The sequence below is a fragment of the Bacillus sp. N3378-2at genome (assembly GCF_033412715.1).
Classification (GTDB): domain Bacteria; phylum Bacillota; class Bacilli; order Bacillales; family Bacillaceae; genus Bacillus; species Bacillus subtilis.
On sequence record NZ_CP117986.1, the window covers coordinates 3155945 to 3173507 of the forward strand.

The following is a 17563-nucleotide window of genomic DNA, read 5'->3' on the forward strand; positions in this document are numbered from 1 at the left end:
TCTTCATCCCCTTACTACATGAGCTCCGATATAATTGATGGTCGCTATGAATTGCAATACATCGCGGCATGTAACCGCTGAGATGCCATCCAGCAAGGCTTCTTTCGTGCAGGAGAAGCGGCGCAGGACCCCCATATAGGCCAATAGACCTTCGGGAGAATCGAATTGCAGCAGCAATTCATTGCGTAAAAACTGCTTTGCCTGTTCTAGTTCCCTCTCATCTGTATGAAAAGCTGAAACAGCTTCCAAAACGCGCGGGGGAATGTCTATCTCATGAAGCTGATCTGTACATATTGAAACAAGCAGCAAATTGTTCATGACATCGTAACGGGTGATAACGTGATAGACTGCCAGATCCTTCTCTCTGAAGTGCTTGAATAAAGCGGAATGGCCGTACTTTCCCAGTAATCCGTCTATTAGCTGTATTTTGATATAATCGCTGGCATCTTTCATCTCTCCGCAGTCAAATCCGAGTGTCAAGACGGAAGGACCTGCAGCGCTGCGAGTCTCTGTTTCAAAAACATGCCGGTTTACGGGTATTCTTTCGGACGTTACAGCGGACGTTTGCGGGGCATGTCCCCGAACATCACATGCTTGTACTTGTCCCAATATGTTCAGCTGTTTTTGCTGGGACACTAAATCAACGGTAAAGTCCGTTGCGTCGAGAAACCGTTTAGGATGAATCGCCTTTATCCTGTCTTTCCGGCCAAACATGCCTGTGCCGTACATCGGGTTTCCGAAGACCTCCTCAGCCAAGCGAGCCGCCGAGTAGGAGAAGGGATCAGTGAATTTCTTTTCGATTTTCAGCAGCAGCTCATTCCTGGCCTTTTCAACTGCTTCGAATGAAAGAGAAGAAGGGAAAGACAAGTCTGCAAAAGTTTTCATCAGGGCGTCAACATGAAGATTCCCGTTATATAATGGGTGAATCAAACGGGTCCCGCAGGTTTTCAGCTGCTGATCAAAAAAGAGATTCGCTGAGTACATGAAACGGCTGCCGGCAGCATAACCAAAAGCGTCAATGATTTGCTCCTTCAGGTATGCGGCGGCGCCGTAAAAATAAATTGTTTCTTCCTCAGGTTCCGCCGCGCTTTCGATCGGTTTCAGAAAGCTCGCGGCGATTGAAATAGTTGAAAATTGATGAGTCTTCAGCAGGTTAACTTCCAAGCCGTTCTCTTTTGCTTGTATCAAAGAAACCACCATCCTGTTTTTGCAGGTAATAGACTATGACCAGACCGGCTATCGGAATGACCGCCAAGGATACAGCGGTGCCGGCTAATGTGGCTAAGAATAGGGGAAGACAAAACAGATAAGACCGATATTTTGAGAAACCGCTCCATAGCTGCTGCTCCGTCTGCCAGCTGAAGGAGGGCCTTTTTTCATCCGCAGTTAACCTGATAAAAGCTCCCGCCAGCAGCAACTCAATGCACTGCAAAAAAGTGAGAACTGAAATCGGACGGCCGCTGATGAAACCCACAATCATCACGACAAGGAGAAATTCGCCTGCCAATAGGCCTGAATAAAAGCGATATTTCGCCCAAAACATCGTTTTCCCCTTGATCGGAAGCGTGATGAGCAGCATCCGGTCATTTTTTTCAATCGAGTACAAAAGGGCGATCGGCGAGCAGATGAGCAGAAGCGCGGAAATCACGATATAAATCACTTGCTGATTGAAGATGCCGGTATTCATCATCTGGAACGAAAAGAAGCCGCTGAACGCCGCCATTACCGCGTAATTTAACAGCATCGCTTTAGAAGAGATAAATCGGTTCCATTCTCTTTTGTAAAACGAAAACTCAGATCGCCGCATAAATGAATGCATCCTGCTCTGCTGCGGAGGCGCCTGCAGAAAGACAGGAAAGTCAATGACCACCGCCCACAGCATATGCACCGCGCAAAGCGGAAGCGTGGCGGCCGGCATCAAAGCGGCGCTGAGACATACACAGGCGAATATCGCCGCATGCAGCAGAAACATCAAGTTCTTCTTTTTGACGAAGTGGTTGCTTAGCACAACTCCGAAAATAATGGAGTAAACGGTAAAAAACGAAAACCTGCCGAGCCAAAACAATGTTTGCGCCCCTGACAGCGTTCCGTTTCCAAATAAGAACAGCGGTAAAATAAAAAAGAATAACGTTCTTCTCAAACAGGTATCGACAAACAAAACGACACTCTGGGCGAGCCAAAAGCTCCGTGAAGAAATCGGCAGCAGGCAGCTCAGTTTCATATAAGATTCCTTCCATTGAGATGTCACAGAAAGAAACACCATATATGCGTTCATTAAGAGAAGCGCGAGTATGATATACGTTTTGCGCAACACCGATTCATCAATGCCGGCCTGGCGGATCAGCCCGATTTCAAATACGGCCAGAATGACAAGGCCTGCGGCAATGCGGATGGCGTCCTTTTTCCCTTGCCGGCTGTAAAGCTGTTTGAACAGCAAAGACATGATGGGGATTATGTTATTCATGGCCGATCACCTCGAAAAATTCCCGCCGCAGATCGGTCTCCTCTCCAATCGGAATGACCTTTTGGATCTGTTTGTTGTGAAGAATGGCCGCGTAATCACAAAATCTTTGCACGACATCGAGCAGATGAGAAGAAAACAAAATGGTCCCGCCTGCTTCACAGTACTCGCGCGTTTTCTGATAAAAAACCTCTATCGATTCCACATCCAAACCGACGAGCGGCTCATCCAAAATAAATAGGGGAGCGCGCAGCAATAAGCCTGTCATCAATACAACCTTTTGCCTGTTCCCCAAGGACAGCTCCGAAATTCTCCTGTTGATGTATTTCGAAAAATGAAAGGCCTCGGCCAAACTGGCAAACTGCTGCTCTGAAAAATCCTTTTGATAAAGCGAATGGACGAAAGACACATAGTCCTTCGCCGTAATTTCTGTAAATAGCAGCGGATAATCGGCGGCGAAGTAACGGTGAGTCTTCAGCTGATCTGATGTTTTCTGCGGCATGCCGGCCTCCGCTTCAATTCCGCACAGTGTAAAGCGCCCGCTGAAATTGCGGTTCACGCCTGTCAGCGTATTAATCAGTGTCGTTTTTCCGGCGCCGTTTACCCCAAGCAGCCCGTAAACGGCGCCTTTTTCTAAATGTAAATCCACTTGTTCTAAGATGACGTTGTCCCGTTCATACCAAACGGATACATCGTGTATATCCAAAATGCTCATCGCGAGTCAGCCTTCCGCGCGCGCATTCCGAACAGAATGGCAATGGCAATGAAAATCAGCGTAAACAGATAATCGCTTTTGACAAAATAGACGACTGCGCCGATGACAAAGATAAATGAAAGGATATACAGTAAAATTCTTCTTTGTGCTGGTGACAAATCGTTTCCCTCCTAAATAAGCTGGACCACGTCTTCTAATTGTTCATTTTTCGCCCAAGAGCAAATGTTTTTTCGGTGATATTTGTTAGAGTTCAGCCCTTTTAAGTAACAGCCTCCGCAATAGCCGCTGAACGGGCATTTGTCTTTCATGCAATGTTCGCTGAACCGCGGCGCCTGCGCTTGCCACAGTTTATGGACGAGAGGGGAGTTAAAGATGCTTTCATAGGAATCATGAAAAATATTTCCCAATGAAAATTCCTTTGGAAAGAGGGCGCAAGGACGTACTTCGCCGAACGGGCTGATCACAATGGACTTCCAGCCAGCGCCGCAATTTGCCGCGCGTTTTCTCTCATAGGGAATAATCGGAATCAGATCTTTAAACTCATCAATCACATTTTGCTCGTATTCCATAAACTTGCGGTGCTGCTCGGCGTCTTTCGTTGGATGGATAATATCCCTGCCTCTTCCGAAATCGTCAACCCAATTGTAAGAAAACGCCTTCGCTCCGAGATCCCGAACCTTTTGGGCCATATCGTGGATTTCCCACATGTTTTTTTCGAAGACAGACATGGCGACTCTGACAAATATACCGTGGTCACTCAACAATTTTATCGTTTTACAAGTTTGGGCAAAAGAGCCTTTTCTCCCTCTAAAGGAGTCATGGACCTCGGAATTGACACTATCAAGAGAAATGCCGACGATGATTTTTTGCTTGTAAGCCTTCAAAAGCTCCAGGCTCTCTTTTCGCATGAGTGTTCCGTTTGTTAAGACAGCGACTTTTTTGAACTTTTTACACACATAGTCAAGAATCTCATTGGCGTTTGGATGGACAAAAATTTCTCCGCCTGTGATTTCGCATGTCAATACACCGTTATCAAACAGCATATCAGCCGTTTTTTTGAATTGCTCAATCGACACGGTGCCGAGCGCTTCAGGTGAGCTTTCCAAATAACAGTGGGCGCATTTCAAATTACAGCGGTGCGTCAGTTCAAAGGTGGCGTGCAGGGGCATCGGAAATTCATTGCTTCCGCTCGTGGTGATTGTATGGCGGCTGGCCCGGTTTCCAAGCTGAATAACCTGCTTGTTCTGGAGCATGTTGAGCATGTCGTAATACCAATCTTTATGGTCTTCCGGTGATTCATCATACACTGCACATTGCTCAGCTAAAATCTGCTCAGCTGTTTTTTGGCCATCCATGCGCATGCAAAGCTCGTAAGCCGTTTTGTTGAGATCCAAATACTCAAAGTCAGAAATGGAGACATTATCGCGCAAGTAGTCGATTTCTAACACGCCGCCCTCAGGAAGCTGGTGAACCCTTACACTTTCATTAATAAATGGAAACATCTGCTCTATAAACAAAATACCATCCCCTATACATATGATTCAAATGAAAAACGGTTGTGTATGTATATCCAAGAGGTAGATTTTAGTTAAAAATTGTAATTTACTTAAAAAGGGCATAGTAGAATGACTATGCCCTTTTGGGAGATCCTTACCCCCATAGACCGAATAGACCTGTTGCACCGGCAATTTCAAAATCAGGGATAGGACCGTCCACTAGACAAGCGGCTCCGATCGAGCATGTTGCACAACCTTTGTTTTCTACAATGACAGCTTTTTTCATAATTGAATCCTCCCTTTTTTTGTTTTTCTAGCAGATCTATGTTGTACTTTTATCTTAAAACTATCAAATTACTAATTCAATACATATATTTTGAAAAAAATGTGAAAAGGAAATGATAGATTTCGGAAAAATGTAACATTTCCTAAAGGTAATTAGTGATATGATTTTCTCTTCTATATAAGGAAATGCTTTTTATGAGGTTTATCTTCAAATCTGATGAGCAATGATGGTAAGATAGAAGCAGTTGAAGTTTACAAACCGAATGATTATACTATTCAAGTCAAAGTGGAATGATGAAAAGGACGTGTCAGAATGAAGCAAGAGACACCGATAACACTCCATGTGAAGTCTGTGATCGAGGATGACGGAAACCAAGAAGTCATCGAATTCCGCACCACCGGATTTTACTATGTAAAACAAAATAAAGTGTATCTATCTTATTATGAAGAACACGACTTAGGCAAAGTCAAAACGATTGTGAAAGTAAGCGAAGGCGAAGTCCTGGTCATGAGGTCAGGCGCTGTCAAAATGAATCAGCGTTTCGTAAAGGGAGCTTCCACAATTGCTAAATATAAAATGTCATTTGGTGAGCTTGAGCTGAAAACAAGCACAAAATCGATTCAATCTGATCTCGATGAAGAAAAAGGCCGTATCAGCATCGCATATGACATGCATGTCGGAGACGAGCAGGAGCATTTACATAATATGACGATCACGTATGAGGGAGGAACTCACGCATGAACATTGCGGAACAAATGAAGGACGTGCTGAAAGAAGAAATCAAAGCGGCCGTTCTGAAAGCGGGACTGGCTGAAGAAAGCCAGATTCCCAATGTTGTTTTAGAAACACCGAAAGATAAAACACACGGCGACTACTCAACGAATATGGCGATGCAGCTGGCAAGAGTGGCAAAAAAAGCGCCGCGCCAAATCGCTGAAGAGATTGTCGCCCATTTTGATAAAGGAAAGGCTTCGATTGAAAAACTGGATATCGCCGGCCCGGGTTTTATCAATTTCTATATGAACAATCAATATTTAACAAAGCTGATTCCGTCTGTACTGGAAGCAGGGGAAGCATACGGGGAAACGAACATCGGAAACGGTGAACGAGTTCAGGTAGAATTCGTATCAGCGAATCCGACGGGAGACCTTCACCTCGGGCATGCGCGCGGGGCGGCTGTCGGCGATTCCTTGTGCAACGTGCTTTCAAAAGCGGGTTACGATGTAAGCCGCGAATACTACATTAACGATGCGGGTAACCAAATCAACAATCTGGCGCTTTCTGTTGAAGTCCGTTACTTTGAAGCACTCGGATTGGAAAAACCGATGCCGGAGGATGGCTACCGCGGCGAGGATATCATTGCGATCGGAAAGCGTCTCGCTGAGGAATACGGTGATCGTTTCGTTAACGAAGAAGAAAGTGAACGCCTCGCGTTTTTCCGTGAATACGGCCTGAAATATGAGCTGGAAAAGCTTCGCAAGGACTTGGAAAACTTCCGTGTGCCGTTTGATGTGTGGTATTCAGAAACTTCACTGTACCAAAATGGAAAAATCGACAAGGCGCTTGAAGCGCTCCGCGAAAAAGGCCATGTCTATGAAGAAGACGGCGCGACTTGGTTCCGTTCCACGACGTTTGGCGATGATAAAGACCGCGTATTGATCAAGAAGGACGGCACGTACACGTACCTGCTTCCTGATATCGCGTATCATAAGGACAAGCTTGACCGCGGCTTTGATAAGCTGATCAACGTTTGGGGCGCCGATCACCACGGCTACATCCCGCGTATGAAAGCGGCAATCGAAGCGCTGGGCTATGAAAAAGGAACGCTTGAAGTAGAAATCATTCAGCTCGTTCACCTTTACAAAAACGGCGAGAAAATGAAAATGAGCAAACGGACCGGTAAAGCCGTAACGATGCGTGACCTGATTGAAGAAGTCGGCTTGGATGCCGTTCGTTACTTCTTTGCGATGCGAAGTGCGGACACCCATATGGATTTTGACTTAGATCTTGCTGTATCAACATCTAACGAAAACCCTGTGTATTATGCACAATATGCACATGCCCGAATCTGCAGCATGCTTCGCCAAGGGGAAGAGCAGGGACTTAAACCGGCGGCGGATCTTGATTTCAGCCATATTCAATCAGAAAAAGAATACGATCTGCTGAAAACGATCGGCGGCTTCCCAGAGGCAGTGGCGGAAGCAGCGGAAAAACGAATTCCGCACCGTGTCACAAACTATATTTATGATCTGGCCTCTGCTCTGCACAGCTTCTACAACGCAGAGAAAGTCATCGACCCTGAAAATGAAGAGAAAAGCCGTGCGCGCCTGGCTTTAATGAAGGCAACGCAAATTACGCTGAACAATGCGCTTCAGCTGATCGGCGTATCGGCTCCGGAAAAAATGTAATCACGATCAAAAGGACAAAGTCTTCGGGCTTTGTCCTTTTTTTATGAGAAAAACGTGTGATGTAATTCACAATCCTGTTTGCCGAGTTTTTGTATGATAAGACTGATTATTGAATCATTGAAAGGGGCAAGCCAAATGATCAACCGTCAACACATTCAATTATCGTTACAGTCATTAAGCTTGGTGGCAGGGTTTATGGTTTGGGTGCTGATTTCATCACTCATTTCCCAAATCACATTAGATATTCATTTAAGCAAGGGTGAGATTTCTTTAGTGACCGCGATTCCTGTGATCCTCGGGTCGCTTCTCCGCATTCCTTTAGGGTATTTAACGAACAGGTTTGGCGCGCGGCTCATGTTTATGGTCAGCTTCATCCTGCTTTTATTTCCTGTATTTTGGATCAGTATCGCGGATTCTCTGTTTGATTTAATCGCAGGCGGCTTTTTCTTAGGGATCGGGGGAGCGGTGTTTTCCATTGGAGTGACCTCCCTCCCGAAATATTATCCGAAAGAAAAGCACGGTGTCGTCAATGGGATTTACGGTGCAGGAAATATCGGGACAGCCGTTACGACATTTGCAGCGCCGGTTATCGCTCAAGCCGTCGGGTGGAAATCAACCGTGCAGATGTATCTGATTTTGCTGGCTGTCTTTGCCTTACTGCACGTGTTGTTTGGCGACAGGCATGAGAAGAAGGTCAAAGTTTCTGTTAAGACTCAAATCAAAGCCGTTTACCGAAATCATGTGCTATGGTTTCTGAGCCTGTTTTATTTTATTACGTTCGGTGCCTTTGTCGCCTTCACTATCTATCTGCCGAACTTTCTGGTGGAGCATTTTGGGCTGAATCCTGCAGATGCCGGCTTGCGGACGGCTGGCTTTATTGCGGTTTCTACGCTGCTCAGGCCTGCAGGCGGATTCCTGGCTGATAAAATGAGCCCGCTCCGCATCTTGATGTTTGTTTTTGCCGGGCTTACATTATCAGGCATTATCCTATCATTCTCGCCGACAATCGGCCTTTATACGTTTGGATCATTAACCGTGGCTGTCTGCTCAGGCATAGGAAACGGGACTGTTTTTAAACTGGTGCCTTTCTATTTTTCCAAGCAAGCGGGGATTGCCAATGGGATTGTGTCTGCCATGGGCGGATTAGGCGGCTTTTTTCCTCCGCTCATATTGGCGAGTGTATTTCAGGCAACAGGCCAGTACGCGATCGGGTTTATGGCGCTTTCAGAGGTGGCGTTAGCCAGTTTTGTCCTTGTCATATGGATGTATTGGCAGGAAAGAATGAAAACACACACGGAGAGAAACAGCCAGAGCATCAACTAACACTGGGGCATTCACAAGATTGTTATTTTTTTCTCGATGGGTACAAATCAATTCACGTTACAATAAACACACAACGTGACTTTCTTCGAGGTGAGCTCATGAATTTTCTCTCTGTTCGACCATCTGATAGTGATCTTATTTCCAGCGATCTGCATGAATTGCTGGAATCGATCAGCACGAAAAGAAAAATGGAAAAACACACGTATTTGTTTCGGGAAGGAATGGATGCAGAAGAGCTTTATCTGATTCAATCAGGACTCATTGAAATCGGCAAGCTGACATCTGACGGAAAAGACCTGACGCTTAGAATCTGCCAAAAGCATGATATCGTCGGAGAATTAACACTTTTCACTGAAGAACCAAGGTATATGCTCAGTGCAAAAGTGCTAGAGGATGGCGAGGTGCTCGTCATTAATAAAAATAAGCTGGAAAAAGAATTAATCCAAAACGGCGCTTTGACATTTGAGTTCATGAAATGGATGAGCACGCACCTCCGGAAGATTCAGTCCAAAATCAGGGATCTGCTTCTTCATGGCAAAAAGGGGGCGCTCTATTCTACCCTTATCCGCTTATCAAACAGCTACGGAGTGGAGCGAAGCGACGGCATTCTGATTAACATTGTCCTGACAAATCAGGATTTGGCAAAGTTTTGTGCGGCTGCACGGGAAAGCATCAACCGTATGCTGGGAGATCTCCGCAAAAAAGGGGTTATTTCGATAGACGAATCCGGAAAAATTATTTTGCACAAGCGGGACTATTTACGATGTGAGATTGAGTGTGAAAATTGCCCGCTGGAGATTTGCAATATTGACTGAAAAAAACAAGGACAGCGGTGTCCTTGTTTTTTTACCTTGTGATAAACAGGCACATGACGGCAAGAAAGAAGCAGGCATTCACGATTTCCAGAATGCCAATCGTTTTTACGGGCCAATCCCTTCCATGAAAAAACCATGCCCGCAAGCTGCTCGGGATAAAAGCGAGAAACGCCCATCCTGCTCCGAAAAGAGCGGATAAAAAGGGGAGCAGCAGGTGATATCCCCATGACCAGTATGCAAATGCCCTGTTTTTTCTCTCGCGGATCACCGATTTCACATAAAAGGAACTCCCGATAAAAAATAAAGCAGACTGCAAGAAAATAAACCAAGCCCAGCCGTCAAGGGTTCCCATCCCCAGCCAGCAGCTCGCAAACCCGCCCGAACAAAAGAACAAGACACCTGCAACATCATTCAATAAGGCTCGTTCGTTTTTTCTGCGGGCAAAATACATATGTATGAGAAACAGCGGCAGTAAAGAAACGCCCACCCAGATGAGAGGCGGCTTATGAAAGACCGAGATCATCAAAAAGCAGCAGGCGGGAAAACCGTAATAACACATCCACTTTTGATATGGTTTGCTTTGTTTCTTTTTTAAGGCAAGCGTAACGGGATAAACCGCTAAGTATAGGAAAAGCCAACCAAGGAAGAGCGGAATATGCCAAATAACGGGGCCTCCCTTGACCATGCCGAGTAAAAATGGGATCAGCAGCATCGCCCACGCCCCGTGCTGCTTCGGAATCAGCGCCTTCATCGAAATCCTCCTTTTTTCTTTCATTATAAATGCATTCACCCTCCTGATAAGTGACATTCATCATACAGGCTGTGAAATACATCACTGCTGTACAGGCTCAGTCGAGCTACACTAAAGCTATCCTTAGCACAGGAGGTTTTCCTATGAATCAGTGTGACTATTTATTATTTCTGAAACAACTTCCTATGTTTAATGAAGTGCCTCTATCCATTGTCGAAACCTTGCTGAAAAACGGCACGTTTATCCGCGGTTCATGTGATCAGTCTCCATCTTTTCTTCATTCTCAATCTGTTTATATTGTATTAAAAGGCAGTGTCCGTTTTATGGACACAAGGCTCCCTGAAGGGTCGAAAACCGTTGCGCTGTGGGAAAAAGGCGATGTGTTTCCGATTGATGAAAAAGGCGGGCTTTATTTATCGCCCTTTATCTCAGTCAATGCCACTTCAGACATTCTGATTCTCAACATCCCATATTACATATTTAAGAAAATGATGTCTTATCATCCGCAGCTGCAAATGAACTTTTTGGCTATGCTTCAGCAAAATGTTTTTTGTTCCTATCAATTATTTTTGCGGTATCTGCATACATCACAGGATGAAAACGCCGAGCCCGGTTCTTAAATAGAGCCGGTTTTTTTTGATCTTTGAATGAAAGGCAGCTAATGACCCAAGCGTCCTGCCTGAACTCAGCCTTCCTTCTCCTTTGTGTGAACATTTTGTGAAAAAAGCAGAGTGTGTGACATAGTTCACAAGAAAACACGCTGTCTCTGTTTATAGTGAACTTAGCATCACCTGACTCGGAAGGAGTGAACTCTCATGAAGAAAAAGAAAATGAGTCCGTTGTTTAGGAGATTGAATTATTTCTCTCCTATCGAACACCATTCAAATAAACATAGCCAAACTACCCGCGAGGATCGCGATTGGGAGAATGTATACAGAAACAGATGGCAGTACGACAAAGTCGTTCGCTCCACCCACGGCGTCAACTGTACAGGGTCTTGCAGCTGGAATATTTATGTGAAAAACGGAATTGTCACGTGGGAAGGGCAAAATTTGAATTATCCTTCAACAGGCCCGGATATGCCTGATTTTGAACCGAGAGGCTGCCCGCGGGGGGCCAGTTTTTCATGGTATATCTACAGCCCGCTGCGTGTGAAATATCCATACGTGCGCGGTGTACTGATTAATTTATGGCGGGAGGCACTGCAAGAACATCAAAATCCATTGGAAGCCTGGAAATCGATCGTCGAAAACCCTGAAAAAGCGAAGTCCTATAAACAGGCGAGAGGGAAAGGCGGTTTTGTGCGCGCTGAATGGCCGGAGGTGCTGAAGCTGATTTCAGCCTCTCTGCTGTATACAGTGATGAAATACGGGCCTGACAGAAACGTCGGTTTTTCTCCGATTCCGGCCATGTCCATGATCAGCCATGCATCAGGCTCCCGGTTTATGTCGTTAATCGGAGGCCCTATGCTCAGTTTTTATGACTGGTATGCGGATCTTCCTCCGGCATCCCCGCAAATTTGGGGTGACCAGACGGACGTTCCGGAAAGCAGTGATTGGTACAATTCCGGCTATATCATCACATGGGGCTCCAACGTTCCGTTAACGAGAACGCCTGACGCGCATTTTTTGGCGGAGGCCCGCTATAAAGGCGCTAAGGTCATTTCGATCAGTCCGGATTTTGCGGAATCCTCAAAGTTCGCGGATGACTGGCTGAGTATTCGCCAAGGGACTGACGGGGCGCTTGCGATGGCGATGGGTCACGTCATTCTGCAGGAATTTTACGTGAACCAAGAAACTGAACGTTTTATTGAGTACGCGAAGCAATACACTGATTTTCCATTTCTCGTCACCCTGTCAAAAGAAAATGGCGTATACACAGCGGGACGGTTTCTGCATGCGAAGGACATCGGGCGGAAGACAAAGCATGATCAGTGGAAGCCTGCGGTTTGGGATGAACAGACAAGTTCATTTGCCATACCCCAAGGGACAATGGGCTCGCGCTGGGACGGGCAGCAGAAATGGAACCTGCACATGATTGATGAAGAAACCGGGGAACCGATTGAACCCCGTCTCTCTGTGCTCGGAATAGAGGATGAAATCGGCACGGTGCGCATTCCTTATTTTTCAAATGACGGAAACAAAGTGCTCGAGCGGGATCTTCCTATTAAAAAAATGAACCTGAACGGTGAAGAGACGTACGTCACGACCGTGTTTGACTTGATACTGGCTAACTACGGCGTAAATCGGGGCATCGGCGAACAACAAGCTGTCTCCTATGATGATCCTGAGCCGTTTACGCCTGCCTGGCAGGAACAAATGACAGGAATCAAAAAAGAAGCTGTCGTTAAGATTGCCAGAGAGTTTGCTCAAAATGCGATCGATACAGACGGCCGGTCTATGATTATCGTAGGAGCCGGCATTAACCACTGGTTCAACTCCGACACGATCTACCGAGCAGTGTTAAATCTTGTTTTGCTTGTAGGCGCCCAAGGCGTAAATGGCGGAGGCTGGGCCCATTACGTCGGGCAGGAAAAGCTCCGACCTGCTGAAGGATGGCAGACGATTGCAACTGCAAAGGACTGGGAGGGCGTGCCTAAGCTGCAAAACGGCACTTCATTTTTCTACTTTGCGACAGATCAGTGGCGTTATGAGGACCAGCCGATCAGTGATTTGGCATCACCGATTGCTGCGTCATCCCGCTACAAGCATCACGCTGATTACAATGTGCTGGCCGCGCGGCTGGGGTGGCTTCCGTCTTACCCGACTTTCAATCAAAATGGCATCGATCTGTATAAAGAAGCTGAAAAAGCAGGGGCAGCAACACCTGAAGACGTTGGTGCGTACGTGGCCTCACAGCTCCAAGAGAAAAAACTGAAATTCGCGATTGAAGATCCCGATAATGAAGTGAATTTCCCAAGAAATCTCTTCGTATGGCGGGCAAATCTGATCTCAAGCTCAGGAAAAGGGCATGAATATTTTCTCAAGCATTTGCTGGGGACGACAAACGGCTTGATGAATGACGACAGCGACAGCATCCGCCCTGAAGAAATCAAATGGCGGGAGCAGGCGCCGGAAGGAAAGCTCGACTTGTTAATCAATCTTGACTTCCGAATGGCCGGTACGGCGCTGTATTCCGATATCGTGCTGCCGGCGGCGACATGGTATGAAAAACACGATCTCAGCAGCACGGATATGCATCCGTTCATTCATCCATTTGCTCCTGCGATCTCGGCTCCGTGGGAATCGAAGTCAGACTGGGATATTTTCAAGGCGCTGTCAAAAGCCGTTTCCGATCTGGCAGAAGAAGTCGATATGGAGCCCGTGAAAGAAGTGGTTGCGACACCGCTCCTCCACGACACCATGCAGGAATTGGCCCAGCCATTCGGCAAAATCAATGACTGGAGCAAAGGCGAATGTGAAGCCATTCCGGGAAAAACGATGCCGAACATCCAAGTCGTTGAACGGGATTACAAACACATTTTTCATAAAATGACTGCACTTGGTCCGAACGTTGCTTTAAAGCCGAGCGGAACAAAAGGGATGAGCTGGTCAATAGCCGATGAATATGAATCACTCAAACAGAGATTGGGAGAAATCACCTCGGACAGTGTCGCAAAGGGATGTCCAAATATAAGTGAAGCAAAGCAGGCAGCAGAAGCGATTTTAACCCTATCATCCACTTCGAATGGAAAGGTCGCCGTCAAAGCATGGGAATCACTTGAAAACATCACGAACCTGAAGCTGAAAGACCTGGCGGAAGAACGCGAGGAAGAATGCTTTACGTTCGAACAAATTACAGCCCAGCCGAAAACGGTGATCACGTCTCCAGCGTTTTCCGGCTCTGAAAAAGGAGGGCGCAGGTATTCGCCGTTTACGACGAATGTTGAAAAATTAATCCCGTGGCGGACGCTGACAGGCAGACAATCCTATTATGTCGATCATGAACTGATGATGGAATTCGGTGAAACGATGGCGACATTCAAACCGATCCTCCAGCATCGCCCGTTTCTGAGCAAGCGGCCTGATCAAGAGGGAAAAGAAATCGTCCTCAATTATTTGACGCCGCATAATAAATGGTCTGTCCACAGCATGTATTTTGATTCTCTGCCGATGCTGACGCTGTTCCGCGGCGGGCCGACCGTGTGGATGAATAAAGATGATGCAGAGGACACGGATATCAAAGACAACGATTGGATTGAATGCTTTAACCGAAACGGTGTTGTCGTCGCGAGAGCGGTTTTGTCTCATCGGATTCCTAAAGGAATGGCGTTTATGCATCATGCCCAGGACCGCCACATCAACGTGCCCGGCACAAAGCTGACGAATAACCGCGGAGGCACCCATAACAGCCCGACAAGGATTCACGTCAAGCCGACCCAGATGATCGGGGGCTATGCCCAGCTCAGCTACGGCTTTAATTATTACGGTCCAACGGGGAATCAGCGCGACCTGAACGTCGTCATCCGCAAGCTGAAGGAGGTCGATTGGCTTGAAGATTAAAGCGCAAATCGGTATGGTCATGAACTTGGATAAATGCATCGGCTGCCACACGTGCAGCGTCACCTGCAAAAACACGTGGACAAACCGTTCCGGTGCGGAATATATGTACTTCAATAATGTAGAAACAAAGCCGGGCATCGGCTACCCGAAGCAATGGGAGGACCAGGACAAATATAAAGGCGGCTGGACATTGAAAAAAGGAAAGCTCGAGCTGAAATCGGGCTCGAAAACCAATCGGCTTGCAGGCCTTTTCTATAATCCGAATCAGCCGTCGATTGATGATTACTATGAACCCTGGAACTATGATTATGAAACATTAACGAACAGCCCGCAGAAAAAACACCAGCCGGTTGCACGCCCGAAATCGTCCTTGACGGGGGATTTCATGAATATCGAATGGGGACCGAACTGGGAGGATGATCTCGCGGGCGGCCACATAACGGGACTTGAAGATCCCAACGTACAAAAGATGGAGGAATCGATCAAAACAGAATTCGATGAGGTTTTTATGATGTATTTGCCCCGTATTTGCGAGCACTGCATCAACCCGGCGTGCGTCTCATCCTGTCCATCCGGCGCCATGTACAAACGCGAGGAGGACGGCATTGTGCTTGTGGATCAAAACGCATGCCGTTCATGGAGATATTGCGTCTCATCCTGTCCTTATAAAAAAGTCTATTTTAACTGGCAAACGAACAAAGCGGAAAAATGCACACTCTGCTTTCCGCGTTTGGAGGCGGGACTGCCAACCATCTGCTCTGAGACGTGTGTTGGCAGAATCCGCTACCTCGGCGTCATGCTGTATGACGCGGACAAAGTGGAGGAAGCGGCATCTGTTGAAAATGAAAAGGATCTCTACCATTCCCAATTGGACGTTTTTCTTGATCCGAATGATCCTGAGGTTGCCAAGCTGGCAAAAGAACAAGGCATTCCGGCTGAATGGATAGAGGCTGCGCAGCAATCGCCGATTTATAAAATGATCATTGACTGGAAGATTGCGCTGCCGCTTCATCCAGAGTACCGCACCCTGCCAATGGTGTGGTACATTCCGCCGCTCAGCCCGATTATGAATCTCTTTGAAGGAAAAGGCAGCCGGCAATCCGCGGAAGATATTTTTCCGGCTATCGACCAAATGAGAATCCCGATAGATTATTTGGCGCAGCTGTTAACAGCCGGTGATACGGATCATATTCGGTCAACGTTGAAGAAAATGTCTGTCATGCGCCAGTATATGAGAGCGATCCAGACGAATAAATCAATCGACCCGGAACTGATCTCCAGTGTCGGCTTAACAGAACAGCAAATTGAAGATATGTATCGGCTGCTTGCGATTGCCAAATATGATGACCGCTTTGTGATACCGAGCAGTCATCGAGAAGAAGTTTCAGATTTATATGCTGAACAAGGGAGCTGCGGCTTATCATTTTCAGGCGGCCCCGGCTCCTGTTTCTAACTTTTGATAAATGAGGTGTAACAAGATGAACACCACAGACCGGCAAATTACGTTCTCCGCTCTATCCACTCTTCTCTCTTATCCGGATGAAGAGTGGAGAGCCGAGATTCCCGATTGGAAGGCTCTTATCCATGAAATCAGCAACCGGCAAATCCGGGAGAAGCTGCTGCACTTTTTCGAAGCGTCAGCCAGCTTTTCACCGGAAGCGCTGATTGAACACTATGTCTATACATTCGACTTTGGGAAAAAAACAAATATGTATGTCACCTACTTTAACTCGGGCGAGCAAAGGGAACGCGGCGTTGAATTGCTGCATTTAAAAAACACATACGAGCAATCCGGTTTCCTGCCGACAGAGAAAGAGCTGCCTGATTATCTGCCGCTGATGCTGGAATTTGCTGCGGCTGCAGAAATTGAAGCAGCGAGAAGCGTGTTTGAGAAATATCTGTCCAATGTGAGGGAGCTGGCATCCCGTCTCGAAAAAAATGACAGTATATACGCTGAACTGCTGCACGTGCTGCTGGCCGCGCTTGAAAACATTGGCGTACGTGAAAGCGTTGAAGGGGCTGTTCAGGCATGAGCGGGCAGATCCTCTGGGGTATTATGCCATACATTGTATTGACAATCTTTATCGGCGGCCATATTTACCGCTACCAGCATGACCAATTTGGCTGGACGGCGAAATCAAGCGAGATGTTAGAAAAGAAAAAACTCACCGCGGGCAGCACACTTTTTCACTGGGGACTGCTGTGCGTTGTCGGCGGGCATGTCATGGGGATTCTGATCCCGGAAGGCGTGTATGCTTCCCTTGGCATTTCAGAGCATATGTATCACAAAATGGCGATTGGCGCTGGCTTGCCGGCGGGCATTGCGGCATGTACCGGACTTGTCATCCTGACGTACAGAAGGCTGTTTGACAAAAGGATCCGCAAAACCAGCTCGCCATCAGATATCCTTACGCTGCTCCTGCTGCTGTTCATGATGCTGTCAGGCGTTGCGGCCACGTTTCTCAATATTGATTCGAAAGGATTTGATTACCGGACCACAGTCGGGCCCTGGTTCAGGGAAATCGTTTTGTTCAGGCCTGACGCCTCTTTGATGGAGAGTGTCCCGCTATGGTTTAAGTTTCATATTGTAATAGGATACGTCGTTTTTATCCTGTGGCCGTTTACGAGATTGGTTCATGTGTTCAGTCTGCCGCTCAAGTATCTGACCCGCAGCTACGTTGTATATCGGAAACGCTCGTGAAAATCCCCCTTGCAAGAGGGGGTTTTTTCTGCCAAGGTAATGGCTGGGCGGCCGGGAATCCTGGAAATAACATCAAGAATAAAACGGATTTTACTCATTTTAAAC

The 17563-nt window shown here is 46.8% G+C and carries 17 protein-coding genes; 9 read left to right on the plus strand and 8 right to left on the minus strand.

What is annotated here, in order from left to right; translation table 11 throughout:
- Window positions 1-3 precede the first annotated feature (3 nt).
- The 7 genes from albE to sboA are packed head-to-tail and all read right to left on the minus strand — an operon-like array spanning window position 4 to window position 4958.
- A complete protein-coding gene (gene albE / locus PUN35_RS16885) occupies window positions 4-1164 on the minus strand; it encodes an antilisterial bacteriocin subtilosin biosynthesis protein AlbE (RefSeq protein WP_072592616.1) in 1161 nt (386 codons plus the stop codon).
- Window positions 1154-2464 carry an antilisterial bacteriocin subtilosin biosynthesis protein AlbD gene (albD, locus tag PUN35_RS16890; RefSeq protein ID WP_033881822.1) on the minus strand — a complete coding sequence of 437 codons (1311 nt, stop codon included), beginning with the start codon at window positions 2462-2464 and terminating at the stop codon, window positions 1154-1156. The genes albE and albD overlap by 11 nt, the downstream gene beginning before the upstream one ends.
- Complete coding sequence (locus tag PUN35_RS16895) at window positions 2457-3176, minus strand: ATP-binding cassette domain-containing protein (RefSeq protein ID WP_014481218.1); 720 nt, start codon at window positions 3174-3176, stop codon at window positions 2457-2459. Before PUN35_RS16895 ends, albD begins: the two co-directional genes overlap by 8 nt.
- Window positions 3173-3334 carry an antilisterial bacteriocin subtilosin biosynthesis protein AlbB gene (gene albB / locus PUN35_RS16900; protein WP_003222006.1) on the minus strand — a complete coding sequence of 54 codons (162 nt, stop codon included), beginning with the start codon at window positions 3332-3334 and terminating at the stop codon, window positions 3173-3175. The genes PUN35_RS16895 and albB overlap by 4 nt, the downstream gene beginning before the upstream one ends.
- Window positions 3335-3346: 12 nt before the next feature.
- Window positions 3347-4693, minus strand: a complete 1347-nt coding sequence (gene albA, locus PUN35_RS16905) for a subtilosin maturase AlbA (protein ID WP_014481217.1) — start codon at window positions 4691-4693, stop codon at window positions 3347-3349.
- A 24-nt stretch (window positions 4694-4717) separates the two neighbouring features.
- A complete protein-coding gene (gene sboX, locus PUN35_RS16910) occupies window positions 4718-4870 on the minus strand; it encodes a bacteriocin-like protein SboX (RefSeq protein WP_010886632.1) in 153 nt (50 codons plus the stop codon).
- A complete protein-coding gene (gene sboA / locus PUN35_RS16915; RefSeq protein WP_003222002.1) occupies window positions 4827-4958 on the minus strand; it encodes a subtilosin A in 132 nt (43 codons plus the stop codon). Before sboA ends, sboX begins: the two co-directional genes overlap by 44 nt.
- Before the next feature lie 312 nt (window positions 4959-5270).
- Between sboA and PUN35_RS16920 the strand changes: the two genes are divergently transcribed.
- From PUN35_RS16920 to fnr, 4 genes are all read left to right on the plus strand, one after another.
- Window positions 5271-5699, plus strand: coding sequence for a YwiB family protein (locus tag PUN35_RS16920; RefSeq protein WP_014481216.1), 429 nt, complete (start codon window positions 5271-5273; stop codon window positions 5697-5699).
- Complete coding sequence (argS, locus tag PUN35_RS16925) at window positions 5696-7366, plus strand: arginine--tRNA ligase (protein WP_003227570.1); 1671 nt, start codon at window positions 5696-5698, stop codon at window positions 7364-7366. Before PUN35_RS16920 ends, argS begins: the two co-directional genes overlap by 4 nt.
- Window positions 7367-7501: 135 nt before the next feature.
- Complete coding sequence (gene narK / locus PUN35_RS16930; RefSeq protein ID WP_010886631.1) at window positions 7502-8689, plus strand: nitrate transporter NarK; 1188 nt, start codon at window positions 7502-7504, stop codon at window positions 8687-8689.
- Window positions 8690-8787: 98 nt separating this feature from the next.
- Window positions 8788-9504, plus strand: a complete 717-nt coding sequence (gene fnr / locus PUN35_RS16935) for a fumarate/nitrate reduction transcriptional regulator Fnr (protein WP_014481215.1) — start codon at window positions 8788-8790, stop codon at window positions 9502-9504.
- 31 nt (window positions 9505-9535) lie between these two features.
- On the opposite strand, the gene PUN35_RS16940 is transcribed toward fnr, so the two are convergent.
- A complete protein-coding gene (locus PUN35_RS16940) occupies window positions 9536-10255 on the minus strand; it encodes a YwiC-like family protein (protein WP_014481214.1) in 720 nt (239 codons plus the stop codon).
- A gap of 143 nt (window positions 10256-10398) precedes the next feature.
- Here PUN35_RS16940 and arfM point away from each other — a divergent pair, with 143 nt between their 5' ends.
- The 5 genes from arfM (at window position 10399) to narI (ending at window position 17458) form a co-directional block, all read left to right on the plus strand.
- Window positions 10399-10875 carry a Crp/Fnr family transcriptional regulator ArfM gene (gene arfM / locus PUN35_RS16945; protein WP_003243032.1) on the plus strand — a complete coding sequence of 159 codons (477 nt, stop codon included), beginning with the start codon at window positions 10399-10401 and terminating at the stop codon, window positions 10873-10875.
- A 195-nt stretch (window positions 10876-11070) separates the two neighbouring features.
- Window positions 11071-14757 carry a nitrate reductase subunit alpha gene (locus PUN35_RS16950; protein ID WP_014481213.1) on the plus strand — a complete coding sequence of 1229 codons (3687 nt, stop codon included), beginning with the start codon at window positions 11071-11073 and terminating at the stop codon, window positions 14755-14757.
- Window positions 14747-16210, plus strand: coding sequence for a nitrate reductase subunit beta (gene narH, locus PUN35_RS16955; protein WP_014481212.1), 1464 nt, complete (start codon window positions 14747-14749; stop codon window positions 16208-16210). Before PUN35_RS16950 ends, narH begins: the two co-directional genes overlap by 11 nt.
- A gap of 25 nt (window positions 16211-16235) precedes the next feature.
- Window positions 16236-16790: a nitrate reductase molybdenum cofactor assembly chaperone gene (narJ, locus tag PUN35_RS16960; RefSeq protein WP_014481211.1), complete on the plus strand. Its 555-nt coding sequence runs from the start codon at window positions 16236-16238 to the stop codon at window positions 16788-16790.
- The gene (gene narI, locus PUN35_RS16965; protein ID WP_014481210.1) at window positions 16787-17458 is read left to right on the plus strand and encodes a respiratory nitrate reductase subunit gamma; all 672 of its coding nucleotides are present in this window, start codon (window positions 16787-16789) and stop codon (window positions 17456-17458) included. The genes narJ and narI overlap by 4 nt, the downstream gene beginning before the upstream one ends.
- The last annotated feature ends 105 nt before the right edge of the window (window positions 17459-17563 follow it).

Bases quoted from the DNA above. Each gene is read 5' to 3' on its own strand.
- albD (WP_033881822.1), bottom strand. From the start codon at position 2,464: ATGAATAACATAATCCCCATCATGTCTTTGCTGTTCAAACAGCTTTAC.
- PUN35_RS16895 (WP_014481218.1), bottom strand. From the start codon at position 3,176: ATGAGCATTTTGGATATACACGATGTATCCGTTTGGTATGAACGGGAC.
- sboA (WP_003222002.1), bottom strand. From the start codon at position 4,958: ATGAAAAAAGCTGTCATTGTAGAAAACAAAGGTTGTGCAACATGCTCG.
- PUN35_RS16920 (WP_014481216.1), top strand. From the start codon at position 5,271: ATGAAGCAAGAGACACCGATAACACTCCATGTGAAGTCTGTGATCGAG.
- argS (WP_003227570.1), top strand. From the start codon at position 5,696: ATGAACATTGCGGAACAAATGAAGGACGTGCTGAAAGAAGAAATCAAA.
- narK (WP_010886631.1), top strand. From the start codon at position 7,502: ATGATCAACCGTCAACACATTCAATTATCGTTACAGTCATTAAGCTTG.
- fnr (WP_014481215.1), top strand. From the start codon at position 8,788: ATGAATTTTCTCTCTGTTCGACCATCTGATAGTGATCTTATTTCCAGC.
- PUN35_RS16940 (WP_014481214.1), bottom strand. From the start codon at position 10,255: ATGAAGGCGCTGATTCCGAAGCAGCACGGGGCGTGGGCGATGCTGCTG.
- arfM (WP_003243032.1), top strand. From the start codon at position 10,399: ATGAATCAGTGTGACTATTTATTATTTCTGAAACAACTTCCTATGTTT.
- PUN35_RS16950 (WP_014481213.1), top strand. From the start codon at position 11,071: ATGAAGAAAAAGAAAATGAGTCCGTTGTTTAGGAGATTGAATTATTTC.
- narJ (WP_014481211.1), top strand. From the start codon at position 16,236: ATGAACACCACAGACCGGCAAATTACGTTCTCCGCTCTATCCACTCTT.
- narI (WP_014481210.1), top strand. From the start codon at position 16,787: ATGAGCGGGCAGATCCTCTGGGGTATTATGCCATACATTGTATTGACA.